Genomic DNA, 24303 nt, shown 5'->3' on the forward strand with positions numbered 1-24303 from the left:
AGCGAACCAGGGAAGGGTTTGCTGATGCTTCCGTTAAAACAACAAATGTCGAGAACCGGCTATTGGTAGCGCGCAACAACGAACGTCGTTGGTGAATTGCCATAGCCCGCAACGACGATTTTTCCGTCACTTTGTATGGCGAGCCCTTGAACAGCAGCATTCGCGCTGCCAACCGTGGTGGTGACAGGTCCGAAGCTGTAGTCCAGGTTGCCGGACTGGTCGTAGCGATTCAGCGTCAACTGGCGGTAGCTGCCTGCACTGGAATAGCCGCCGACAATGATGCCTCCATTGACATCGATGGCTACGTCGTTGCCGATCGCATCGCTGCTACCGATGGCGGTAAGGACCTTGCCGGTGCCGGAGCCAAAGGTGGTGTCCAGCGCACCGGTAGTGGTGTAACGAACAGCCGCGAAGCGGTAGTAGCCGCTGCTTGATGTGTTCGCGTAACCGGCAACGACAATATCTCCATTGCTTTGCATGGCCAGCGAAGTGGCGATGGCGGAATTGCCGGCGAACGTGCCGCCCACATGGGTCAGAACCTTGCCGCCGGTACCGAACGTGGAGTCCAGCGTGCCATTCGTGGTGTAACGCACCACCGCGAATACAGTGCCGCTACTCGACGCGTAGCCGGCCAACACAGGTTTACCGTCCGCCTGGATGACCAGGTTGTTTGCAAAGGCGGAGCCGGTACCAACTGCCGAGGTGACGGTACCGGAACCACCGCCGAAGCTGTAATCCAGCGTTCCGCTGCTGGTAAGGCGCGCCAGCGCAAAGTCGGAACCGGCATAGCCAGCCACCCAGATCAAACCATCCTGTACGGCAACGGCCCAGGCTTCCGAAGCCTTTCCGTAGAAATTGACGGTCGCCTTGCCCGAGCTGCCAAAGGTGGTATCCAGCGAGCCATCCGGGTTGTAGCGATAGATGGTGAAGTTGCGGGTGGAAGTGAAATTCGGGCACGAGGTGCCCACCACGACGATCTTGCCATCCGCCTGCAAAGCGAGTGCGCGCGCCTGTCCGTGGCAACTTCCGGAAAGACTGGTGACAACCTTGCCGGTACCGTTGAAGCTCGTATCCAACGCGCCACTCGTCGTATAACGTGCAAGGACGAAGTCGCCCAAGGCGTCCTGGCCTGTTGTGACAATCCGTCCGTCCGGTTGGACAACAACTCGGGCGGCGGCACCGTAGCTCCCGAAGGCAGTGGACGTGATGCCCGCCGAACCGAACGAGGGGTCCAGCGAAGCCGCACGCGTGGGCGCGGCGAAGGCGATGAGGGTGATGAGGGCGATGCCAAACGACATCCTTATCGTGTTGCTGATCACTGCTTACTCTCCTTGTTGAAAGTGGTTGTATCCATCTGATTTTTCAATTCACCGTCGCTTACTTCCAAGCCTCACTCGTTAGCTTCCAGAAACTCGCTAACCTCGCAAAAAAATTGTCCCCGACACTGTTTTTTCTCTTCCGCGCCGCCGAACGCACCGGCGTCGAACTGACGCTGGTCGCCAACCGCTGGCTGAAGGTGCCGCCCGCGCGCAACATCCGCGCGATCCAGGTCGAGCCGGGCTTCGACGTCGCCGACAACGAAATCGTGCGCCGCGTGACCGCCGACATACCGCTTGCCGCCGAAGTCGTCGCCAAGGACGCCGTGGCCCTGAACCCGCGCGGCGAACGCTACATCGCGGAAAACATCCGCGAACGCCTGAACATGCGCGACTTCATGGACACCCTGCGCGCCAGCGGCATCGACACCGGCGGCCAGTCCGCACTCGGCACCCGCGACCGCCAAGCCTTCGCCAACCAGCTCGATCAACTGCTGGCGCAGGCCCGGCCGGCGACTCGCCGCGACTGACGTTCCAGCTTCAGCAGACACTGCCCGCCCTACTTTTGATGCTCAGAGATTCTGACACCGGGCGCTTCCAAGAAATTGCCCCGTCACCGCCTCTCGGGCTCACGATGCCTACGACTCGGTTTGAGGCGACGCCATTGCAATGCTCGCTGCCTCAGAAATGAGATCATATAGTTCTGAGGCTGCCTCTCTGGCATCGGGGAGCTCAAGATTCCAGAATGAAATAACTCCTGGTCCGACGCTAAGCCGCGATTCCTTTGAGGCGTAACGGTCGTAAATGGCTGACACTTTGACCTTGATGCTCTTATGCATAGCAAATAGTGCCTTATCAATGTTCGGCGGATAAGTCATGTAGTCCCACTGAACAATTGCGAGTTTCGAGCGTGCCTTGATGGTGATATACGGAATGCGCTCCTTTTCGCAAACGCTGTACCAAGAATTCTCCTTGTCGAACCCGCTGTCCTTTCTTGTGATCTCAACAAACTTTTGCATTTCTGCCTCGGAGTTAATACACCCAACATTGGACATGATCGGCACCTGAAATAATTATCCCTGACACCATTATCGTTGGGTGAGTTTTTAGCATGATATTAGCCTAGCCACATAAAAAAACCGAAAGCGACGAGACCTAACCCGTATAAAACCCCACTCAAGTGTCTACAGAGCATTTCGATACACCCAGACTTAGGTGAGAATGCGTGGAGCCACTCGACAGCCTTACAAGATATCCTGCCTGGCTTGACTGCTCGATTGATCAACGCCTCATAAGCACCTAATTCAAAGATAGCACTGAGAACAAAGCCGCTAACGGAAATATAAGCCACCCAATGGTAATGTGAGTTTTCGTAAAGCGTCTTGGCAATAGTTATCGCACCGCCTGCAGTAGCGAGTATCAAAGACAGCCCAGATTTGTAGAAACCAGCTACCAACTCAAGCAATTTCTCGTCGTCCGGTTTCGACATATCGTTACTCCGATTATGAGATGTACCCAACGCTGGAGTTAAGCGGCGGCGTAGCCGTCCGCCTCGAACGAGTGGTTAGACCACCGCCGATGCATATGGCGTGTCGCCATTGTATTGCAACAGATCCCAGCGGTTTCCATAAAGATCCTCGAACACTGCTACGGTACCGTATGGTACGTCACTTGGAGGCCGAACGAACATGACACCCGCCGTAACCATACGGTTGTAGTCACGCCAGAAATCGTCGGTTTGCAGAAAGAGGAAAACGCGGCCACCAGCCTGATTGCCGATAAATGCTTCCTGATTGGGAGCGGATGCGCGCGCCAGAAGCAACGATGTGCCAGATGAACCAGGCGGCGAGACCACTACCCAGCGCTTATTTTGCTCCGGTTGATACGTGTCTTCGATGATGTGAAAGCCAAGCGTGCCAACGTAGAAATCGAGCGCCTCGTCGTAGTCACGGACCACGAGCGCAATGTGGGCGATTGACTGTTGCATGAGGTTGAACTGTCCTTGTGGTCTAACGCTGGAATTGAGCGGCGGCGTAGCCGTCCGCCTCGAATGAACTGTTAGACCACATCACCATGCTCCATCTGCTGGCGGCGCGACAATTTCGAGAGGCTCAATTTTGCCGAAGTTGTCGAGAAGAGCCATACCTTCCAATGGTTCAGGGTACGGCTTATACCAAGCATCAATAGCCATTAGCAGATCCACATGATTAGGTCTCTGCATGAACTCATCCACGAAGTAGTCGCTTAACTCCGGATCTGGCAGCGTTTAAAAATCGCCAGTCTTTCCGAGGCCATTGATTGATGCACTTTCACTACCTCTTAGGCGCTGGAACATTCGTCTCGGAACATGCATTTTCCCCTGTATCGACTCATACAAAATTGGAGCGATGAAGTCAATTACGTGATGCTCTGTCTGAACCCACATGTGAAAACTATTCTTATCCCACCCTATTTTATCGCCCTCATCCTTTCCGATGCATATGACACTTGGGACAGCATCTAAGCAAAGGAGAAAAGCTCCGGCAACAGGGCGCGCAGCGACTTGATGGTACTTGTTTAGGATGAAGGACCCCGCGATGGCAAAAAACATACATGCGTGAGGCGTGTTGGCGCGATTTTCCAACACGGCATGAATAACCTGATATATCCGCAGGTACTCGTTGGCTGACAAGGGGTTCTTCGGCTGAGTTGTCGGGATGTTTAGCGTGTGGTCTAACGCTTGAATTAAGGCGCCGACCGCTGGCGTAGCCAGTGGGCGGTCGGCTTGAATGAACTGTTAGGTCCCTAGCTTGCACAGGAACAAATAGACCAGCAAGCCCGCACCAGCTGCAGCCAAAAGCACTGACGGTATGAAGAATGAAGCCCAATAGCGGAAGAAACGCTTGCCCTCGTTACCGGACTTACGCTGCTCAAGTGCAAGTTTGATGTTGTTGACGAGCTCATATGCCACGAAGATCGCCGCGGATAGAGCGACGAATAGCCCTGCCCAGAACAACAGCGAACTCTGAACTTTACCTTGCAGGAAAAACAACAGCCCAAAAAAGGTCGCGTAGCCAATCGTAATGATAGTGGTGTTATACGACTGGACCTGATGAAAATATTCCTTAGTATCCTTGAGCCATTGCTCGCGAGATTGGTTAGTCATTGGATCCTAACGCCTTAATTAATCCGCGCCGCGAAGCGGCGTCGGCTTGAATGAATTGTTAGGCCTTAGCCGGAATACCATCCCATCCGCTCCTACCCCATACCGCCTGTACACGGTGCCATATCTCATCGCTCATTTGGAACCGCCAAACGCCACCGAGTGTCCATGCGAATTTTGGGTCTACCTTTGCTTGGTGCTCTACGCGATCTATGAAATCCGGGCCGTGATATGACAGCAGGTTTTTAAGTACGCCGGCGGCCAACAGGCCCAAGTGATCCGAAAAGCGCGTATCTGGAACAGCATAAAGAATGCACTCCCAAGCTTTTTCAGGGTCATCACTTGCCAAATCAGACAGTTCCCATTCAGCCCATACATGATCATCTGCAGTGGTAGGTATATTGGATTGCGAGAGCAGCCAGCACTCCATGAGATGGTCAGTAGGTTTGCCTAGTTTTTTCCACTGCTGATATGCGCTCATGAGGCCTAACGCCGGAGTTAAGGCGCCGACCGCTGGCGTAGCCAGTGGGCGGTCGGCTTGGACGATGAGTTAGATGCCTGTCGAGCAGCCACCTATTTGACGCGTATATTGATTGCCAAGAGGCGCGCAACGACCGCTTCGCCGATTTCTTGAAACTGCTCGTCTGACAATTCCATGTTGTCTAGGGATTCGTTGGGGTACGCATTGTCGGTGAAGAAAACTTTATGCCTCCAGACTCGCTGCGGCGCAACCGGGTCGTCCGCAACGACGTCATCGAATATCAATCGAGAACGGCCGTCACCGAGATCGCGAAGGCAGATGACTATGCCTTCCTTTGCGCGATGAGTGCTATCAGTTTCCTGCGACATGTGCGCTCCATGCATCTAACTTAAATTCGACCCCCTAAATGGGGTGTTGCACCGAGTATGCATGCCGCTTCCCACAGGCGCAATCAGCGAAACCCTACATAAAATCATTGAGTTGGGTTCTTTTCGACAAGAGCTCCACTGCCCGCCACGCCTGTTGTTATGCGGCGGAATACAGGGCGTATGAGTTACGCCGACGAAGCATAGGGTGTAACAGGCCGTAAGCTGCTGAAGCTGCTCGACACCGCGTATACGTGTGTGCTCAATCAGAAATGGGACAACGAAGCCCGCGCCTGGGTCAGAGTCCGGCTTCCAGCGCTTCCAGCTCGGCTTCGTCGAAGCCCGCTTCGCGGCGCGCGTCGTGATTGAACGGGCCACGCAAGTTGCTGCCCATGTATTCCTGTAGCAACTTGCGGAAGGTCGCGCGCGGTTCCAGGCCGTCGCGTTCGCAGCACCAGCGGAACCAGCGGCTTCCGAAGGCAACGTGGGCGACTTCCTCGCGCAGGATCACTTCCAGCACGGCCACGGTGGCGTCGTCGCCGACACGCTGCAGGCGTTCGATCATGCCGGGCGTGACGTCCAGGCCGCGCGCTTCGAGTACGCGCGGGACCAGGGCCATGCGGGCGGTGTCGCTGTGAGCGGTCTTTTCGGCCATTTCCCACAGGCCATTGTGGGCATCGAAGTCGCCGTAGGCGTGCCCCAGTTCCTTCAGCCGCGTGGACAGCAGCGCGAAGTGCCGCGCTTCGTCGTGCGCGACGCTGGCCCAGTCGCGGTAGTACTGCGCGGGCATGCCGCGGAAGCGGTAGACCGCGTCCCAGGCCAGGTTGATGGCGTTGAACTCGATGTGCGCGACGGCGTGCACCAGCGCGACGCGACCCTCGGGCGTACCCAGACCGCGCTGCGCGAGTTCGCGCGGGTGCACCAGACGCGGGCGTTCGGGACGCCCTGCCGAGATTGGCTGTGGCGGCAGCGCATCCACATCGGGCGCGAGCTCGCCGCGCAGCAGTGCGTCCCAGGCCGCATGCGTCCGACGCAGCTTTTCCTGCGGATCGGCGCAATCAAGGCACTGCTTGGCGGTTGCGTGAAGGTCGGGCATGCAAGACAAACGTGGCGTCGGGTCGGACAGGCGTGGAGCGCAAAGGATATACGGACGAGGCCGAAGCAGCAGATCATCCGGCAGCTTGCGCACAAGACACTGGGTTCCTGCCTACGCAGGAATGACGGCAAAGAGACTGCGCGCTACTCCTGCCGTAGCGCTTGCCACACTCGCAGCTTCGCCCTCGCAGCAGCCCTTTCTCAGGCGCTGCGCAGCTTGGCCTTGGCCTCGTCCGAACGCAGCATTTCGATCTGCGCGAGATAGGCCGGATCGACGCCGGTGATGTACTCGCCGGAGAAGCACGACGTATCGAAGTGCTTCAGCGATTCGTTGCCGTCGGCCACGGCCCAGATCAGGTCTTCCAGATCCTGGTAGATCAGGCGGTCGGCGCCGATCAGGCGCTGGATCTCGTCGACACTGCGGCCGGCGGCGATCAGCTCGGATGCAGCGGGCATGTCGATGCCGTAGACGTTGGGGAAGCGCACCGGCGGCGCGGCCGAGGCTACGTAGACCTTGCGCGCGCCGGCTTCGCGCGCCATCTGGATGATCTGCCGCGAAGTCGTGCCGCGCACGATGGAGTCGTCCACCAGCAGCACGTTCTTCTTGCGGAATTCCAGGTCGATGGCGTTGAGCTTGCGGCGCACCGACTGCACGCGCTCGCCCTGCCCCGGCATGATGAAGGTGCGGCCGATGTAGCGGTTCTTGACGAAACCCTCGCGGAACGGCACACCGAGCTGCATGGCCAGCGTGCTGGCCGCGGTGCGCGAGGTGTCGGGAATCGGGATCACCGCGTCGATGTCGTGGTCGGGCCACTCGCGCAGGATCTTCTCGCCCAGCTTCTCGCCCATGCGCAGACGCGCCTTGTACACCGACACGTCCTCGATCATCGAATCGGGACGCGCCAGGTAGACGTATTCGAAGATGCACGGTGCGTGCACCGCGCCCTCGGCGCAGTGGCGCGCGGTGATGCGACCGTTCTCGCTGATGATGACGGCCTCGCCCGGCTCCACGTCACGCATGAACTTGAAGCCGAGGATGTCCAGCGCCACGGACTCCGAAGCGACGGCGTATTCGCGGCCGTTCGGCGTCTCGCGCTGACCCAGCACCAGTGGGCGGATGCCGTGCGGATCGCGGAACGCGACCAGGCCGTAGCCCAGGACCAGGCCGACGCAGGCGTAGCCGCCGCTGGCGCGCGCATGCACGCCGGCCACCGCCTTGAAGATGTGATCGGGCGTCAGCTGCATCCGCTCCTGGATCTGCAGCTCGTGCGCCAGGATGTTGAGCAGGATTTCCGAATCGGAATTGGTGTTGATGTGGCGGCGGTCCTGCTCGAACATCTCGCGGCGCAGCGCCTCGGTGTTGACCAGGTTGCCGTTGTGCGCGAAGGCGATGCCGTAGGGCGAATTCACGTAGAACGGCTGCGCCTCGTCGACGTCTTCGCTTCCGGCCGTCGGATAGCGGCAATGGCCGATGCCGATGCGACCGTGCAGCTTCTCCATGGCCTTCTGCGTGAATACGTCGCGCACCAGGCCCTTCCGCTTGTGGAGACGCAGCTTGGCGCCGTCCACCGTGGCGATGCCGGCGGCGTCCTGGCCGCGGTGCTGCAGCACGGTCAGGCCGTCGTACAGGGCCGACGCCACGTTCGCGGTGCCGACGATTCCGATGATTCCACACATGAGCAGGCGTTCTCTGAAGCTGGGGCCGGTGGCGGAGGACGGCGCAAGCCGTCGCGCATCCGCGGGGCGGGATCATCCCGCGCCTCGCGGGCGGGGCATATTGTACGACCAAGCGGCCTCCCGCCGCATGGTTCGACTCGACCTCCTGTCTGCAGATGCGGCATCCCCTGCCGCCGGGGGCGTACGCGCAACGCGCGCCGAAGGTCGGAAGCTAGGGTGTTCCCGTCCTCACCGAGAGCGGCTGCGGGCGCGCTGCGGCACTGGACGGCACCGCTGCCCGGGCCGCACCCGCCATACCGGAAAGACCCGTCTGCACGGCTTCCGGCAGGTGATCGGCGGCGGCCGGAAGCGTCGGCGTGCGGTCGTCGGGATGCACGTAGCGGCGCACGCTGTCCGGCAGGCGCTGGGCCAGCCAGTCGGCGACCACCTGGGCCTGCCCCAGCAGCACCGACTGCTGCCACCACGGATCGCGCGAAAACGGCGTGAAACCGAGCAGGAAGACCGCGAGGGTGACCAGCAGCACGCCGCGCACGAAGCCGAAGCCCATGCCCAGCAGGCGGTCGGTGCCGGAAAGTCCAGTGCTCTCGACCAGTCGCGCGATAATGAACCGCACCAGCGCGCCGAGCAGCAGTACGGCGACGAAGCACAAGCCGTAGCCCACCAGCATGCGCGCGGACGGCAGTTCGATGGAGTGCTCGAAGTAGGCCGCGACGCTGGGACCGAACAGCCAGGCCACCCAGAACGCGGCGATCCAGATGACCAGCGCCATGACCTCGGACACGAACCCGCGCCACAGACCGATCAGCACGGACAGGACGATGACGCCCAGCACCACATAGTCGGCCCAGTTCATGGCGTCGAGCGCATCCACGTCAGGGCACGGTGACGACGACGCCGCCCAGCTTCAGCTTGGACTGCAGGTCGCGACGCACCTTCTCGGCGTCGGCGCGCTGAGTCTGCGGTCCCACACGCACGCGCCACAGGGTGCGGCCGCCGCTGCGCACGTCGTCGACGAAACCGTCAAAGCCGGCCTTGCGCAGCTTGTCGCGCAAGGCGGTGGCGTCGGCCTTGTGGCTGTAGGCGCCGATCTGCACCGCCCAGCCACCAGCGCGACCGGCCGGCAAGGCGCTGGCCGGCGCGTCGCCCTTCTGATCGTGCGCGGAGGACACCACGCTGGCCGGCGCGCCCGGAATGGCCTGCTTCAGGCGCAAACGCGCAGTCTCGGCCGCGGCCCGCGTGGCGAACGGCCCGGCGCTGACGCGCGCGCCGACCTTGCCGGAAATCGTGACCTTGTCGGTCTGTACGCCGTAGCCCAGCTTGCGCACGCGCTCGACCAGGCTGCGCGCATTCGCGGTATCGCTGTAGGCGCCGAGGTTGACTCGATACGCGCCGTCAGCCGCCTGTCCGGGCGCGGAAGCCGGTTGCTGCGCGGCCGGCTTCGGCTTGGAAACTGCCGGTTTGGGCACGGGCTTGGACGGTGCCGCGTCGGCTTGCGTCGTCGACGGGGTCGGCGACATGGCCGGAGGCGTCTGCGCCGGCTGCGCATCGTTTTCCGGGTGCACGTCCGGCGGGCGGCGCGACGGGATATCCACGGTCGCGAGCTGGTCATCGCCGGAGGCGGATGCCGTGGCCGCGTTCGCGGGCATCGCCGCGCTGGACGGCGGCGCCACGCTCATGGTTCGCGTGGTCAGCTCCTGATCCGGCGAGGCGGGCAGCGCGAGGCTGAGCGTCTTGCCGTTGTCGGACGGCGGCGAACCGCCGGAAAAGAACATCGGCACGATGATGACAGCAAGCGCGATCAGCACCAGGGCACCGATCAGACGCGTTTTCAGAGCGGGCTCCATGGAAGTCCCCGTTGGCGCGATGCGGAAATTATACCTGTCGTCGAAACGCTTTACGGCATGTGCGGCGGATCGCCGTTCATGCGCCGTAACACTGCCGCGACCAGAAAGAACGAACCGAAAGCGACGATGCGCGCCGGCGCAGCCCTGCGCGCGGCATGCAGCGCACTGCCGACGTCATCGTACAGGTCGTGTTCCGCCGTGTCCGGCAAGGCGAATGCACAAGCCTGTGCGGAAAGCCCGCGCGATGTCTCCGCCGTCAACGACGCCAGATGCCAATGCGCGATGCGGTTGCCGAGCGTGGCATACACGTTGCCCACATCCTTGTCGTCGAGCGCGCCGAACACGGCATGCACGGGGCCATCGACGGGATGCTCGTCAAGCCACTGCGCCAGCACGCCCGCAGCCTGCAGATTGTGCGCTACGTCGACAATCAACTCCGGCGCCTCCGCCAGCCGCTGCAACCGGCCGCGCACCCGCGCCGCGCGCACACCCTGCGCCAACTCCTGCTCCGTACACGGCAGCACGCCATCGAGCGCATGCAAGGTCGCGATGGCGGCCGCCGCATTGGTCCGCTGCGCGGAAGCGTCCAATGCCGGATTCGGCAGCGTCAGGCGCGTGCCATCTTCGTGCTGCCAGATCCACCCGTCGTCGGCGTCCTGCACGTGATAGTCCACGCCGTTGCGCTGCACCCGTGCACCGACGCGATGGACGGTCGCCAGCAGCGCCTCCGGCGGGTCCAGCTCGCCAACGATCAGCGGCCGGCCGGCGCGCGCGATGCCGCCCTTCTCGGCGCCAATGCTGTCACGGTCCGGACCCAGCCAACTCTGGTGATCCAGGTCCACCGTGGTGACGATGGCGGCATCGGCGTCGACGATGTTGGTCGCATCCAGGCGTCCGCCCAGACCGACTTCCAGCAGCGCCACGTCGACACCGGCGCGCGCAAACAAGTCCAGCGCGGCCAGCGTGCCGAACTCGAAATAGGTCAGCTCGGTCTCGCCGCGCGCGTGCTCGATGCGCTCGAAGGCCGCGCACAGATCGGCGTCGGAAGCATCCGCGCCATCCACACGCACGCGCTCGTTGTAGGCCAGCAGATGCGGCGAGGTGTACGCGCCGACGCGATAGCCCGCCGCCTCCAGCATGGCTTTGAGGAACGCCACGGTGGACCCCTTGCCGTTGGTGCCGCCGACGATCACGCTGCGTGGCGCGTTCGGCGCACCCATGCGCTGCCACACCGCGCGCACCCGGTCGAGACCGAGATCGATCTCGCGCGGATGCACGCGCAACTGGTAATCGAGCCATTCATCGAGCGTGCGTTTCGTCATGGCGCGAAGTGTAACGGGGATGTGCGCGCGTCGGTCCTTCACGCTACCTTTCCGGCAACGACACCATCACGGAACGAACATCATGGACACCTTCATGCAAGCCGCCATCGAGGAAGCCCGCCAGGGACGCGACGAAGGCGGTATTCCCATCGGCTCGGTGATCGTGCACGAAGGCCGCATCCTCGGCCGCGGCCACAACCGCCGCGTGCAGCAAGGCAGCGCCATCCTGCACGGCGAAATGGACGCCTTCGAGAACGCCGGCCGCCAACCCGCCGCGGTCTACCGCGAAGCGACGCTCTACACCACGCTCTCCCCCTGCTCCATGTGCAGCGGCGCGATCCTGCTGTACGGCATCCGCCACGTCATCGTCGGCGAGAACCAGACCTTCATGGGCGAAGAAGAACTGCTGCGCTCGCGCGGCGTGCGCGTGGAGGTGCTCGATGATGCGACCTGCATCGAGATGATGCGCGACTTCATCGCCGACAAACCGGAGCTGTGGAATGAGGACATCGGTGTCTGACTACGCTCCCGACTGCAGCACTTCGTGGTCGGTGCAGGTCGTCGCCATCACCGGCGAATTGATTAGTTCCCACCTTAGGGTGGGTTTCTGCGGGTTCGACCAGCCAGGTCAGTGGAAGTATGTTGGATGTCGTCTTACGACATGAAGGGAGCAGTCGGCACGGACTTAATTGCCTCCGCCCCCTTATTCCGGGCTTAACCGGCGTCGTTTCATTCCAGCGTTAGGCCCAAGAGAAGAAGCCATGTCCGTAGTCGTTCGCCAAGCCACCATCGAAGATCTGGAACAACTTGCGCCGTTGTTCGATAGCTTTCGGCAATTCTGCCAACAGAAAGCAGATGTGCGCCTGGCGCACGCCTTTCTCGCGGAACGCATTCAGCGCGAAGAGTCGCTGATACTGGTGGCCGAACTGTCCGACCGTCTCGCAGGGTTCACCCAACTCTATCCCAGCTTTTCGTCCGTCGACGCCAGCCGCACATTCATACTGAGCGATCTGTTCGTCGCTCCCGAAGCGCGCCGCAAGGGCGTAGCGCAGGCCCTGCTCGCAAAGGCCGTTCAGGTCGCACGCACCCGAGGGGCGGCAAGCCTAAGCCTGTCCACCGCGCGCGCGAACCAGCAGGCTAAGAAGTTGTATGGGTCTCAAGGGTGGAAGCAAGATGACTTCTTCCTTCATTACAACTTGGCGCTCTAGATCCGACAGGTGCATGCCGTCAGTCGAGCATTCTCCGTTTCGCAGCGTCAGCCTTCCGGGTAGCGCTCGACGTTGAACGACCACTTCTGTCCGAACGCAGCCCTCGCAGGCTGCGCGAGTCCCGATCAAGCTGCGAGGGGCGGCTTTCGACCCGAAGCGGACAGTCGCGCTGACCCTGGTCACGGCCATCCAAGGCCGCAAGCGCATCCAAAGGGATACACTCGAGCAGCCGCGACTCGAACCGGCAGCGCATGAACTCGGAACTCTGCGTTGGTGTTGTCCTATCGGTAACGTGGGGTCTCGGGCACGGCGATGTGCTTCAGTGTCAGTAAACGATGCCGTGATTGACGGCGCAGAAAACACGACTATGGCACTGGTTAATCACATTCATGTTGAAGCTACGCAGCAAGTCCATGTTTTCATGGGCAAGATACAGACTGACCGGCAGGTCGGATTGCATGAAAGCGTCAATGGATGCTTGAGGCATCCAAGCCGGTACGTTTCTGGGCTTTCGATCCATCACGATGTACCGGATGAATGCATCGCTACGCAGGTTGAAGTCGAATCCGTCTACGCATTCACTACGTAAATTCGTGCTGAAACCACGATCCGACAGCAGGCATGTCGGCGAATTGTAGGTGCTCACAAGCACGCCGATCGCAAAGTCCTTCGAGTTGAACATGTCATTTACCAACTGATCCAGCATCGGCGGAAATCCGGGTGCCAGCTCCATCAGCATGTTGAAGAGCATGCGAAGCCACTGGTCGTACTGCGCGTCCGTGATGCCAAGTTCGCCGCAGAGGTGTATCTGGTGCTTTCGACGGCCAAACAAAACCTTGTGGAAGAGTTGTGTGACCTCTTGTCGCAATGGTGTGAGGTTCGCGAACGCACCAAAGGTGTTGAGAATCTTCTGAACGGAGAACGGATTCCTCGCAAAGTTCAAGATCTTCGCTGCGAAGATATTTGTAGCCTCGTGCCCGACCGAATGGTCGCCGGCGGCGAGCTTGGCAAGCAAACTCTCAGTGTGCGTCCTCACATCCGTCTCGTATCGATTGAACAGCGTCTCGAAGTTGTGGCGAAGCGGCTGCTTTCTGTCCACGTCGAAGCTGAACAGGTCGAGCATCGCGAGGTTCTTCTCAATGCGAGCGTTCTGTGCGGGGCCGAGCTGGATCGGCTCCCGGCTAAGTACCTCAAACTCGTAAATGCTCTGCTTTTCGTTGCAGATCGTCGGATCAATGGCGTTCAGCCGCTGCTCGACCTGTGGCAGGAAGTGCTGGTTCCGCGTCGGGTCTAGCAGGTTTATGGACATTGGCCGATTCTGCTGGATGCGCATACGCTATTGCGACCTTGGTGATGCACATCGTGCACCGTGCAGACGGTGCGGAGGCCGTTCATTGGACACCCAAAAGCAGCCGCTTACGAGTGTCGGCTTATGGCCGACAGCCGCCGTTCGTGCATGCCTCCATGGCATCTGCCCTCATCGGGCCTGACGAGGTGGTTCTTCCCGGGTCACGGTTCCGGAATGCGGGACTTCGGCCAGTAGCGTGTTCAGTTCGCTGGCGATGGTCGGGAGCATGTCCTTGTCGTAGCCCACGTGTACGTGGGCGATGTGTCCGTCCGGCCCGATTATCACCATGTGCGGGATACCGTTCACGCCGAAGGCGTGGGCGGCCTTGTTGACGCGGTCGTAGGCCAGCACCATGCCCAGCTTGTGCAGCTTGCGATGCACGTACAGATAGGTGCGGCGGGTTTCGTCGTGGCTGATGGCGACCACCTGCAATCGGTCGCCGGTCAGGCGCTGGATGTTGGCCAGGACCGGCAACTCATGCATGCAGTAGTGACACCAGGTGGCCCAGAAGGTCACTACCAGGACCTTGCCGCGGTATTGCGATGAATGGATGGCGGTGCCGTCGACCTTGTTGCCAAGGTAGTCGGGCACCTTGTCGCCGGATTTCAGCGCGGCATGCGCGCTGGCGGCTACGAGCACCAGCAGCATGGCCAGTACGGTTCGCAATCGTGGGTGCTTCATGCAAGTACTCCCCCTGTCCCTGGGTCAATATAGCCTGAAGCCGCGCGGTCCGCGAACGAATCCGCGTTCGCTTATGGCTGTTTGAATTGGGTGAAGCGAGGGAAGCAGTTCCCTCACTGGGTGGCCGTTCATGGCCGGCTTCAGCCGCCCATGAAAGACCTCCGTGCAACCCCATCAACAAGATGGCTCAATCCAAGCCCACCCGTCTCAACCGCAAAGCATTGCTGACCACCGACACCGACGACAGGCTCATCGCCAACGCCGCGATCATCGGCGACAGCAGCAGACCGAACCACGGGTACAGCACGCCGGCCGCCAGCGGTACGCCTAGAGCGTTGTAGACAAAGGCGAAGAACAGGTTCTGCCGGATATTGCGCACAGTCGCGCGCGACAGGGTGCGAGCGCGGCGCAGACCGCCGAGGTCGCCTTTCACCAACGTCACCTGCGCGCTTTCCATCGCCACGTCGGTGCCGCTGCCCATGGCGATGCCGACATCGGCGGCGGCCAGTGCGGGGGCGTCGTTGATGCCGTCGCCGGCCATCGCCACGCGATGTCCGTTCGCCTTCAGCGCCTGCACCGCTTCGGCCTTGTCTTCGGGCGACAGGCCCGCCTGCACGTCGTCGATGCCGAGCGCGTCGGCGACGGCTTTCGCCGTGGTGGCGTTGTCGCCGGTGAGCATGCGCAGGGTCAGGCCCTCGGCGTGCAGTGCCTTGACGGCCTCGGCCGCGCCTTCGCGGATGCGGTCGGCGACGGCCAGCAGGGCCAGCACGCGCCGGCCGTCGGCCAGGAACATCACCGTGGCACCGTCCGCGCGCAGCGCTTCGGCGCGCTGTTCGACGGACTCGTCCAGCGTCACGTCGTGTTCGCGCAGCAGGCGCGCGTTGCCCAGCATCACGCGCTGGCCGCCGATGCGGCCCAGCACGCCGCGCCCGGTCGGCGCTTTGAAGTCTTCGACGTCGGGGAGCTTTAGGTCCGACTCCTCGGCGGCGGCCAGGATGGCACGCGCCAACGGATGTTCGCTGGAACGTTCCAGTGCGGCGGCCAGCGTCAGCGCGCGGTCGCGTTCGATGTCGCCCAGCGCGACCACGTCACGCAGCGACGGCCTGCCTTCGGTCAGCGTGCCGGTTTTGTCCATGACCAGCGTGTCGACGTCGCGCAGCGCCTCGATGGCGCCGGCATCGCGGAACAACACGCCGTGCTGCGCGCCGCGTCCGCTGGCGACCATGATCGAGATCGGCGTCGCCAGCCCCAGCGCGCATGGACAGGCGATCACCAGCACCGACACCGCCGCCACCAGCGCGTGCGCCAGGCGCGGATCGGGGCCGATCAGCGTCCACGTCACGAACGCCAGCACCGCGACGGTCACCACCGCCGGCACGAACCACGCCGCGACCTTGTCGGCGATGCGCTGCAGCGGCGCCTTGCTGCGCTGCGCCTGCGCCACCAGCGCGACGATCTGCGACAGCATGGTTTCGCCGCCGACCTTCTGCGCGCGCATGACCAGACCGCCGTCCTGATTGACGGTACCGCCGGTGACGGTATCGCCGGCCTGCTTGGCGACCGGCAGCGGTTCGCCGGTCAGCATGGATTCGTCGACATGGCTGGCACCCTCGATGACTTCGCCATCCACCGGCAGCTTTTCGCCGGGACGCACGCGCAGGCGGTCGCCGACTTTCACGTCATCCAGCGAGACGTCGTGTTCCTTGCCGTCCTCGCCGATGCGGCGCGCGGTCTTTGGCGCGAGGTTGAGCAGCGCCTTCAGCGCATCACCGGTGCGACGACGCGCGCGCAGTTCGAGAAAGTCGCCGAGTGTGACCAGGGTGACGATGACCGCCGCCGACTCGAAATACACGCCGACCTGCCCCTGCGCATCGCGGAAGCCGACCGGGAACAGGTCCGGCCACAGGAACGCCACCGCGCTGTACACCCAGGTCACGCCGGTACCCAGCGCAATCAGCGTGTACATGTTCGGATTCCAGGGCTTGAGCGAATTCCATCCGCGCTTGAAGAAGCTGGCGCCGCCCCACAGCACGACCACGCTGGCGAGCACAGCTTCCACCCATGCGCCGACGCGCGACCACGGCGCGGGTAGATGCACGTCGAACGCATGCGGCACCATCGCCAGCAGGAACACCGGGATCGTCAGCACGACCAGCGTCCAGAACTTGCGCGACATGGCCTGCAGTTCGCCGCCGTCATCATCGTCGGCGCTCGGCATCATCGGCTCCAGCGCCATGCCGCACTTGGGACAGTCGCCCGGCCCCTGCTGCTGGATTTCCGGATGCATCGGACAGGTGTACATCGCGTTCTTCGGCGCCGCCGGCTGCACCGGCGCCGGACCCAGCCAGCGCTCGGGATCGGCCTCGAACTTCTCGCGGCAGCGCGCCGAGCAGAAGTGGTAGGCGTGACCCTCGTGTTCGGTCGCGTGCCTGGGCGCATCGGGATCGGTGCGCATGCCGCAGACCGGGTCCATGCGTCCCTTGTCGATCTCGCGGCGACGGCCCTTGGCGTGGATCGCCTCGGGATCGTCGCGGAACTTGTTCAGGCAGCCGTCGCCGCAGAAGAAGTAGCGACGACCTTCGTGATCGACGTGACGATGCGAATCCAGCGCCACGCGCATGCCGCAGTTGGGGTCGACGGCGTGGGCGTCGTCGAACGGGAATGCGGTCTTCGGGGTGTGGATGTGCGTGTCGTGGCTCATGACGCTTCCTTGGCGGACAGCGCCTTGAGAATGGGACATTGCGCCAGCTCGCCGTGGCCGGGACAGGCGTCGATCAGTTTCTTCAGCCCGCGCTGCATGCGCTTGAGCTCGCGGATGCGATGCTCGACATCCTCCAGCCTCGCCTCGGCGCGCGCCTTGACGCCGGCTACGCCGCGGTTGCGGTCCGTGGACAGCGCCAGCAGTTCGCGGATGTCGTCGAGGCTGAAACCCAGGTCTTTGGCGCGGCGAATGAAGCGCAGCTGGGCGATAGCCGAGGCGTCGTAGTCGCGATAGCCCGAGGCACGCCGGCGCGGTTCGGGCAGCAGCCCCTCGCGCTCGTAGTAGCGGATGGTGTCGACGCCGACGCCGGCCTCGCGGGCCGCCGCGCCGATGCGGTAGCGGGGTGTGGGTGCGGTATCCATGCGGAAAGTCTAAACCCTGGACCATGGTCCAGAGTCAAGACTTCCGCCGCCTGGATTACATCCTCACTTCGAAGCGCTGCACCTGCTCCTCGGCTTCGTCGCGGGCGATGCCGTAGCGTTCCTGGATCCTGCCGATCAGGTAGCTTCGATGCCCTTCAGCGATATCCAGGTCCTCATCGGTGAGCCGGTCCCACTCTTTCTTGAATGGGCCCTTCCAATCGGCCCAACGGCTTTTGAAACGATCTTCACTCATGACGCGTCTCCGTATCCGGAATAGATGCACGACCGCATGTTCGCGCCGCCTCATTACAGCAAGTCGCGCATGAACCTGAGGCGACCTATGACGTACCTTGCACGGTATGCCGATGGCTTCACGGCCGCAACCACCACCAGGCCAGCGTCAGCACGACGAAAAAATATGGCACGGAAATGCGGTGGAACACGCGCCATGCCGCTGCACTGCCTTCCATCCGCAAGGCGATGAGATTGGCCAGTGAACCGATCGCCAGCCCGCTGCCGCCGATGTTGACCGCCACCGCAAGCCACAAGGGATCGGACACCTGCTGCTTCAACGCCACGGTAGCCGGCACATTGCTGACCGCCTGCGACAGCAGCGCGCCGACGAACAGCGTGACGTCGGGGCGGTCCCACGCCAGATGCGCCATCATCGACCGCACCTGCGGCAACGCTGCGAGATGACCCAGCGCAAGCAGCATCAGGGCGATGCTGACCATCAACGACCAATCCAGACGCGCCAGCGCGCCACGCCGAACGACACGCAACGCGACCAGCACGAACACCAGCGCCGTGAACTCGAACCGCCATTCGAGCAGCGCCAGCAGAACGATGAACAGCACCCCGCCGATCACGGCGAGCCGCCGATCCAGCGGCGTGCGCGGCGGCGACGGGGCGAGCCGTTCGAACCGTCCCCGCGGAATCAGCAGCCATGCCGCGACCAGCAGGCAGAACACCATGATCGCGACAACCGGCGCCATCGCGACGACGAAATGCAGCATGCCCACGTTCGCCTGCCGCCACAGCAGCAGATTCTGTGGATTGCCGATCGGGCTGAGGGCCGACCCGGCATTCACCGCCAGCGCCACCAGCGCGACCACGCGCAGGCGCGGCAGTGCAGTCAGCTCGCAAAGCGCCAGCGCCAGCGGCAGCACCAGGAACAGACTGACGTCGTTGGTCAGCAACATCGCCGCGCACGCGGACAGCGTCATCAACGCAAGCACCAGCATGCGCTGCGAATGCACATGCGCGAGCAGACGTTGCGCCGCCCATTGCACCAGACCACTCTCCCGCAGCACCTGCGCCACGGCCAGCAAGGCCAGAAGACTGCACAGCGCCGGCGCATCCAGCCAACGCAGCCAGTCGTTCCAGGGACGCGGGTCGACCCAGGCCAGCACCAGCGTCAGCGCGATCAGCAGCGCCGGCATCCAGTGCCGGCGCAACGGGGCGGTGACTCGGGTCGGCAACACGTGCATCGCCCCAGCATATCGCCAAGCACCGCGCAGAATGTCATGTCATAACACTGCGCCGTCGGCGTATGCTCGCGCCACCGAAGCCGCCTGCATGCGAGGAACGCGTTGCACGCCCATCATCACGACCACGACCACCACGGTCACGATCATCATGCACACGGTGTCTCCGCCGATGCGGATCGTCGCTATCTGACGCTCGCCCTGTTGCTGCTGACCGGCTACATGGCGCTGGAAGTCGTGGCCGGCATCATCGCCTCGTCGCTGGCGCTGATCTCCGACGCCGGACACATGCTCACCGACGTCGCCGCCATCGGTTTGGCACTGGTCGCGATGCATCTGGCGCGGCGGCCCGCCGACGGCCATTACACCTTCGGTTTCAAGCGCGCCGAAATTCTCAGCGCGCAGGCCAACGGCATCACCCTGCTGTTGCTGTCGGGCTGGTTCATCATCGAGGCGGTGTTTCGTCTGGTCGATCCGCCGCAGGTCGAAGGCCGCTGGGTGTTCTTCGTCGCCCTGGCCGGCATCGTGGTGAACCTGCTCGCGGTGTGGATCATGAGCAAGGCCAACCGGCGCAGTCTGAATGTCGAAGGCAGCTTCCAGCACATCCTCACCGATCTCTACGCTTTCATCGCCACCGCCGTGGCCGGTGCGGTGATCTGGGCAACGGGCTGGAACCGCGTCGATGCGCTGGCGGCACTGGTCGTCGCCGGACTGATGCTGCGCGCCGGCTACGGCCTGGTGCGCGATTCCGGCCGCGTGTTCCTCGAAGCCGCGCCGCGCGACCTGCATCCGGCCGCGATCTCCGAGGCAATCCTGGCCATGCCGCACGTCAACCGGCTGGACGATCTGCATGTCTGGGAAGTCACCTCGGAGATGCCGGCGCTGTCCGCGCACGTGCTGGTCAGTCACGAAGTCGACTGCCACGACACCCGGCGCGAGATCGAACACATGCTCAAGCAACACTTCGGCATCACCCACACGACTCTTCAGACCGACCACTGCGCCGAGGGCGAACCGACGGAAGCTGCGCCCTGCGCCTTCGGACGCGGGCACGTCCACGAACACGCTTGACGCAGGAAGCCAGCCACGCGCCGACTCCAACGCCAGCGCCGTCAAACGCGGCGCATGCGACAATTGCGGGAAGGGCAAGGTGCGCACAGCACCCGCTGTCCTTCGCTCCATCCGCCCGCTCAACGCTGGACCCGGGTCCAGCCTCGCCGCGCACGACTGCCGAATGAACTACCGCCATGCCTACCATGCCGGCAATTTCGCCGACGTTCTGAAACATTGCGTGCTGATCGCGCTGATCGAGGCGCTGCAGGCCAAGCCCAAGCCGCTGTGCTATCTCGACACGCACGCCGGCGCCGGTCGCTATGACCTGAGCGGCGAAGCCGCGCGCAAGACCGCCGAGGCCGACGCCGGCATCGGTCGCCTGCGCGCGCTGCACGGCCGGCTTCCGCTGCTGGACCGCTACCTCGACCTGGTCGCCGCCGAGGGCGCGGACCACTACCCCGGCTCGCCGCGCATCGCCGCTCGCCTGCTGCGCGCCGACGATGCCGCGCAGCTATGCGAACTGCTGCCCGAGGAAGCCGCGAAGCTGCGCGCGCTGTTCCGCGAGGACCGCCGTATTCACGTGCACGAGCGCGACGGCTACGCGGCCATGAAAGCGCTGCTTCCGCCCACGCAGAAACGTGGTCTGGTCCTGATCGATCCGCCGTTCGAGGAGCAGATCGACGAGTACGCTCGGATCCAGACGGCCTTGGACACGGCGCTGACGCGCTGGCCCAGCGGCGTCTACGCCGTGTGGTATCCGATCAAGCTGGGCCGCGAGCTGCATCCGTTCCGCCGCTGGCTGCGCGGCTGCGCGGCGAAGACCGTGCTCGACATCGAGCTGTTGACCCGCCCGGACACCGTGCCGCAACGCCTCAACGGCGCCGGCATAGCCGTGCTGAATCCACCTTGGCGCCTGGATGCGACGCTGCACCCGCTGCTGCGCCTGCTCGCCACGCAACTCGCGGCCGACGGCGAACGCGGCACGGCACGCCTGAACTGGCTGAAAACCGAAGACGGCACAGCGGCCTGAACCGCTTGCCGTCCGCGCCGCTTGGGCTAAGCTGGCGGCACGCTCGCGCGCACAGGAACCGATCATGACCCGCTTCGCCCGCCTTCTTCCGAGCCTCGCCGTCGCCACCCTGCTGACGCTCGTCGCCGGCTGCGCGCCCGCGCCGATCTACACCGTCGCGCCCGGCACCGCGATCATCACGCCGACGCAGGTCGCACAGACGCCGGAGCAATACCAGAACCAGACGGTCATCTGGGGCGGCACCGTGGTACGCGTGGAGAACTTCAGCGACCACACCGACGTCGAGCTGCTGGCCTACCCGCTGGACCGCTCGCAGCGGCCGCGCATCGCCCGCGACAAGGGCATCGGCCGCTTCATCGCCGTGCTGCCCGGCTACGTCGAACCGCTGAGCTTGCCACCGGGTTCGCCGGTAACCGTGCGTGGCACGCTGGATGGCGTGCATGCGGGCCAGGTCGGCGAAGCCAGCTACGTGTTCCCGCGCGTCAAGGTGGAACAGCACCACGCCTGGACGGCGGAGGAAATGCGCCAGGGGCACCCGAACTTCAGCTTCGGCATGGGCGTCGGGGTCGGCAGCGGCGGCCGCAGCGGGGTCGGCGTGGGCGTTGGCGTGCACTGACCCTCAGTCGTCGACGTCGGGCTCGAAGAAGCACCAGCGCACCGCGGCAAAGCGGGCACGGAAATCCCGTTCCACGGCATTGATGTCGTCGACCTGCGCGCGACCCGACGATGCCGGGCGCATGCGCGCCTTGATCGCCACCATCACCTCCGGCCCCATGTGCAGGGTCAGCAGGTTGTAGACGCACTCGACTTCCGGGCGCTCGCGCAGGAAGGCCAGCATCGTCTCGCGCTGCTTCGGCTCTACGCCGTGCCCGATCAGCAGGCCCTTCACCTCGACCGCGACCAGCACGGCGACCACCACCAGCAGCACGCCGATGGCGATGGTGCCCAGCGCATCGAAAAGCAGGTTGCCGGTCAGCATCGTCGCCAGCACCGCGAGCAGCGCCAGCAGCAACCCCAGCAGCGCGGCGGAATCCTCGCCGAAGATCACCAGCAGCTCGCTGGAACGGCTCTCGCGGAACCACTGCCACAGGCTGCGATCGCCCTGTTCTTTGCGCACTTCCTGCAGACAGCCACGCATCGAGAGACCCTCGGCGACAAGGCCGAACACCAGCACGCCGACCGCCAGCCACGGCCAGCTGAGCGGTTCGGGATGCGTCAGCTTGTGCACGCCCTCGTAGATCGAGAACACGCCGCCCACACTGAATAGCAGGATCGCGACCAGGAATGACCAGAAATACAGCGCACGCCCCCAACCCAGCGGATAGTCGTCCGAGGGCGGCCGCTTGGCCTGGCGCAGTCCCAGCAGCAGCAGCCCCTGATTGCCGCAGTCGGCCAGCGAGTGCACGGCCTCGGCCAGCATCGCGCCGGAACGGGTGATCAGGGCCGCCGCCAGCTTGGCGACGAAGATCGCGAAGTTGGCACCCAGCGCCAACAGGATGACCTTCAGGGAATTGGCGTGTCCGGACATCGGTCCCCCGTAATCGCCTCGAAACGAGAATCGAGTGTAGCCGAGCCACCCGCAGGCGCGTGAACCCGGCGCCTGAAGGCTCATGCGCACGGCAATTGACCAAGATCAAGATGGCCTAGCCACCCAGCCCCTAGAGTCTCGCTCGATGCGCAATCACTTTGGGGAACCGCATGGACTCGACGAAGACCTATAACGACAAGGTCGTACGGCAGTTCACCGCCGCCACGATCCTGTGGGGCGTGGTCGGCATGCTGGTCGGCCTGTACATCGCCGCCCAGCTGGCCTGGCCCGCACTGAATTTCGACATCCCGTACCTGACCTTCAGCCGCCTGCGTCCGCTGCACACCAGCGCGGTGATCTTCGCCTTCGGCGGCAGCGCGCTGATGGGCACCGCCTTCTACGTGGTCCAGCGCACCTGCCAGGTGCGACTGATCAGCGACAAGCTGGCGGCCTTCACCTTCTGGGGCTGGCAACTGGTCATCGTGCTGGTGGCGATCACCTATCCGCTAGGCATCACCCAGAGCAAGGAATACGCCGAGCCGGAGTGGTTCATCGACATCATCATCACGGTGGTGTGGGTGGTCTTCGCGATCGTGTTCTTCGGCACCCTGGCCAAACGCCGCGTCAAGCACATCTACGTGGCGAACTGGTTCTACGGCGCCTTCATCATCACCATCGCGGTGCTGCACATCGTCAACAACATCGCCATCCCGGTGTCGTGGACGAAGTCCTACATCGTCTACTCCGGCGCGGTCGACGCCATGGTGCAGTGGTGGTACGGCCACAACGCCGTGGGCTTCTTCCTCACCGCCGGCTTCCTGGCGATGATGTACTACTTCGTGCCCAAGCAGGCCGAGCGTCCGATCTATTCCTATCGCCTGTCGGTGGTGCACTTCTGGGCACTGATCGCGATCTACATGTGGGCCGGCCCGCACCACCTGATGTACACCGCGCTGCCCGACTGGGCGCAGTCCCTGGGCATGGTGTTCTCGCTGATCCTGCTGGCGCCGTCGTGGGGCGGCATGCTCAACGGCATCCTCACGCTGTCCGGCGCATGGCACAAGCTGCGCACCGATCCGGTCCTGAAGTTCATGATCGTGTCGCTGTCGTTCTACGGCATGTCGACCTTCGAGGGGCCGATGATGTCGATCAAGACGGTCAACTCGCTGTCGCACTACACCGACTGGACCATCGGCCACGTGCACTCGGGCGCGCTGGGCTGGGTCGGTTTCATCACCATGGGTTCGCTGTACTGCCTGATCCCGCGGCTGTACGGCCGCAAGCAGATGTACTCGCAGAAGCTGGTCGAGACGCACTTCTGGGTGGCCACCATCGGCGTGGTGATCTACATCGCCGCGATGTGGATGGCCGGCGTGATGCAGGGCCTGATGTGGCGCGCGACCAACGACGACGGAACGTTGACCTACACCTTCATCGAGTCGCTCAAGCAGACCTATCCGTTCTACTACGCGCGCTTCTTCGGCGGCCTGCTGTACCTGAGCGGCATGCTGATGATGGCGTGGAACACCTGGATGACCTGGCGCACTTCGCGCGAACCCGCGCCGGCGCTGATTCCCACCGCCGTGCACGCCTGAGGAGCCCG

At 63.2% G+C, this 24303-nt stretch carries 26 protein-coding genes; 7 read left to right on the top strand and 19 right to left on the bottom strand.

Going from position 1 to position 24303, the window contains the following annotated elements:
- Positions 1 to 59 precede the first annotated feature (59 nt).
- The gene (locus HF690_RS02540; RefSeq protein ID WP_168608328.1) at positions 60 to 1319 is read right to left on the bottom strand and encodes an NHL repeat-containing protein; all 1260 of its coding nucleotides are present in this window, start codon (positions 1317 to 1319) and stop codon (positions 60 to 62) included.
- A 113-nt stretch (positions 1320 to 1432) separates the two neighbouring features.
- On the opposite strand from HF690_RS02540, the gene HF690_RS02545 reads away from it, so the two are divergent.
- Positions 1433 to 1846 carry a YaiI/YqxD family protein gene (locus tag HF690_RS02545; RefSeq protein ID WP_168608329.1) on the top strand — a complete coding sequence of 138 codons (414 nt, stop codon included), beginning with the start codon at positions 1433 to 1435 and terminating at the stop codon, positions 1844 to 1846.
- Positions 1847 to 1954: 108 nt separating this feature from the next.
- Here HF690_RS02545 and HF690_RS02550 read toward each other — a convergent pair whose 3' ends face one another.
- The 11 genes from HF690_RS02550 to folC all read right to left on the bottom strand — a co-directional run bounded on the left by HF690_RS02550 (position 1955) and on the right by folC (position 11242).
- A complete protein-coding gene (locus tag HF690_RS02550; RefSeq protein WP_205300784.1) occupies positions 1955 to 2335 on the bottom strand; it encodes a hypothetical protein in 381 nt (126 codons plus the stop codon).
- A 545-nt stretch (positions 2336 to 2880) separates the two neighbouring features.
- A complete protein-coding gene (locus HF690_RS02555; protein ID WP_168608331.1) occupies positions 2881 to 3303 on the bottom strand; it encodes a VOC family protein in 423 nt (140 codons plus the stop codon).
- Between the two features lie 279 nt (positions 3304 to 3582).
- Positions 3583 to 3987, bottom strand: a complete 405-nt coding sequence (locus HF690_RS15265; protein ID WP_168608332.1) for a DUF2026 family protein — start codon at positions 3985 to 3987, stop codon at positions 3583 to 3585.
- Between the two features lie 105 nt (positions 3988 to 4092).
- Positions 4093 to 4461 (bottom strand): hypothetical protein, encoded by a 369-nt coding sequence (locus HF690_RS02565; protein WP_168608333.1) that lies wholly within the window; start codon positions 4459 to 4461, stop codon positions 4093 to 4095.
- Positions 4462 to 4519: 58 nt separating this feature from the next.
- Positions 4520 to 4939: a DUF6869 domain-containing protein gene (locus HF690_RS02570; protein ID WP_168608334.1), complete on the bottom strand. Its 420-nt coding sequence runs from the start codon at positions 4937 to 4939 to the stop codon at positions 4520 to 4522.
- Positions 4940 to 5031: 92 nt separating this feature from the next.
- Positions 5032 to 5307, bottom strand: coding sequence for a hypothetical protein (locus HF690_RS02575; protein WP_168608335.1), 276 nt, complete (start codon positions 5305 to 5307; stop codon positions 5032 to 5034).
- A gap of 295 nt (positions 5308 to 5602) precedes the next feature.
- Positions 5603 to 6400, bottom strand: coding sequence for a ferritin-like domain-containing protein (locus tag HF690_RS02580; protein WP_168608336.1), 798 nt, complete (start codon positions 6398 to 6400; stop codon positions 5603 to 5605).
- Positions 6401 to 6600: 200 nt separating this feature from the next.
- Positions 6601 to 8076: an amidophosphoribosyltransferase gene (purF, locus tag HF690_RS02585; protein ID WP_168608337.1), complete on the bottom strand. Its 1476-nt coding sequence runs from the start codon at positions 8074 to 8076 to the stop codon at positions 6601 to 6603.
- 211 nt (positions 8077 to 8287) lie between these two features.
- A complete protein-coding gene (locus HF690_RS02590) occupies positions 8288 to 8929 on the bottom strand; it encodes a CvpA family protein (RefSeq protein WP_113065380.1) in 642 nt (213 codons plus the stop codon).
- A 19-nt stretch (positions 8930 to 8948) separates the two neighbouring features.
- Complete coding sequence (locus HF690_RS02595; RefSeq protein WP_240151532.1) at positions 8949 to 9920, bottom strand: SPOR domain-containing protein; 972 nt, start codon at positions 9918 to 9920, stop codon at positions 8949 to 8951.
- Positions 9921 to 9970: 50 nt separating this feature from the next.
- Positions 9971 to 11242, bottom strand: coding sequence for a bifunctional tetrahydrofolate synthase/dihydrofolate synthase (folC, locus tag HF690_RS02600; protein WP_168608525.1), 1272 nt, complete (start codon positions 11240 to 11242; stop codon positions 9971 to 9973).
- Positions 11243 to 11324: 82 nt separating this feature from the next.
- Here folC and HF690_RS02605 point away from each other — a divergent pair, with 82 nt between their 5' ends.
- The gene (locus tag HF690_RS02605) at positions 11325 to 11762 is read left to right on the top strand and encodes a nucleoside deaminase (RefSeq protein WP_168608338.1); all 438 of its coding nucleotides are present in this window, start codon (positions 11325 to 11327) and stop codon (positions 11760 to 11762) included.
- Positions 11763 to 12003: 241 nt separating this feature from the next.
- On the top strand, positions 12004 to 12450 hold the full coding sequence (locus tag HF690_RS02610; RefSeq protein ID WP_168608339.1) for a GNAT family N-acetyltransferase: 447 nt from the start codon (positions 12004 to 12006) through the stop codon (positions 12448 to 12450).
- Positions 12451 to 12775: 325 nt separating this feature from the next.
- On the opposite strand, the gene HF690_RS02615 is transcribed toward HF690_RS02610, so the two are convergent.
- The 6 genes from HF690_RS02615 to HF690_RS02640 form a co-directional block, all read right to left on the bottom strand.
- Entirely contained in the window at positions 12776 to 13783 is a 1008-nt protein-coding gene (locus HF690_RS02615; protein ID WP_168608340.1) for a hypothetical protein, read from the bottom strand.
- 144 nt (positions 13784 to 13927) lie between these two features.
- Entirely contained in the window at positions 13928 to 14479 is a 552-nt protein-coding gene (locus HF690_RS02620; RefSeq protein ID WP_168608341.1) for a TlpA family protein disulfide reductase, read from the bottom strand.
- Positions 14480 to 14666: 187 nt separating this feature from the next.
- The gene (locus HF690_RS02625; protein WP_168608342.1) at positions 14667 to 17180 is read right to left on the bottom strand and encodes a heavy metal translocating P-type ATPase; all 2514 of its coding nucleotides are present in this window, start codon (positions 17178 to 17180) and stop codon (positions 14667 to 14669) included.
- A complete protein-coding gene (locus HF690_RS02630) occupies positions 17177 to 17602 on the bottom strand; it encodes a heavy metal-responsive transcriptional regulator (RefSeq protein WP_113065191.1) in 426 nt (141 codons plus the stop codon). Before HF690_RS02630 ends, HF690_RS02625 begins: the two co-directional genes overlap by 4 nt.
- Positions 17603 to 17657: 55 nt before the next feature.
- The gene (locus tag HF690_RS02635) at positions 17658 to 17855 is read right to left on the bottom strand and encodes a CsbD family protein (protein ID WP_113065192.1); all 198 of its coding nucleotides are present in this window, start codon (positions 17853 to 17855) and stop codon (positions 17658 to 17660) included.
- Positions 17856 to 17973: 118 nt separating this feature from the next.
- Complete coding sequence (locus HF690_RS02640; protein WP_168608343.1) at positions 17974 to 19086, bottom strand: SLC13 family permease; 1113 nt, start codon at positions 19084 to 19086, stop codon at positions 17974 to 17976.
- A 108-nt stretch (positions 19087 to 19194) separates the two neighbouring features.
- Here HF690_RS02640 and HF690_RS02645 point away from each other — a divergent pair, with 108 nt between their 5' ends.
- The 3 genes from HF690_RS02645 (at position 19195) to HF690_RS02655 (ending at position 21788) form a co-directional block, all read left to right on the top strand.
- Positions 19195 to 20160 (top strand): cation diffusion facilitator family transporter, encoded by a 966-nt coding sequence (locus HF690_RS02645; RefSeq protein ID WP_193568360.1) that lies wholly within the window; start codon positions 19195 to 19197, stop codon positions 20158 to 20160.
- A 163-nt stretch (positions 20161 to 20323) separates the two neighbouring features.
- A complete protein-coding gene (locus tag HF690_RS02650; RefSeq protein WP_168608344.1) occupies positions 20324 to 21172 on the top strand; it encodes a 23S rRNA (adenine(2030)-N(6))-methyltransferase RlmJ in 849 nt (282 codons plus the stop codon).
- A gap of 64 nt (positions 21173 to 21236) precedes the next feature.
- The gene (locus tag HF690_RS02655; RefSeq protein ID WP_193568361.1) at positions 21237 to 21788 is read left to right on the top strand and encodes a Slp family lipoprotein; all 552 of its coding nucleotides are present in this window, start codon (positions 21237 to 21239) and stop codon (positions 21786 to 21788) included.
- A gap of 3 nt (positions 21789 to 21791) precedes the next feature.
- Here the strand turns inward: HF690_RS02655 and HF690_RS02660 are convergent, their stop codons facing one another.
- On the bottom strand, positions 21792 to 22700 hold the full coding sequence (locus tag HF690_RS02660; protein ID WP_113065201.1) for a cation diffusion facilitator family transporter: 909 nt from the start codon (positions 22698 to 22700) through the stop codon (positions 21792 to 21794).
- A 170-nt stretch (positions 22701 to 22870) separates the two neighbouring features.
- Between HF690_RS02660 and ccoN the strand changes: the two genes are divergently transcribed.
- On the top strand, positions 22871 to 24295 hold the full coding sequence (gene ccoN, locus HF690_RS02665) for a cytochrome-c oxidase, cbb3-type subunit I (RefSeq protein WP_168608345.1): 1425 nt from the start codon (positions 22871 to 22873) through the stop codon (positions 24293 to 24295).
- Positions 24296 to 24303 lie beyond the last annotated feature (8 nt).

The sequence above is a fragment of the Oleiagrimonas citrea genome (assembly GCF_012395255.1).
In the GTDB taxonomy this organism is placed as follows: domain Bacteria; phylum Pseudomonadota; class Gammaproteobacteria; order Xanthomonadales; family Rhodanobacteraceae; genus Oleiagrimonas; species Oleiagrimonas citrea.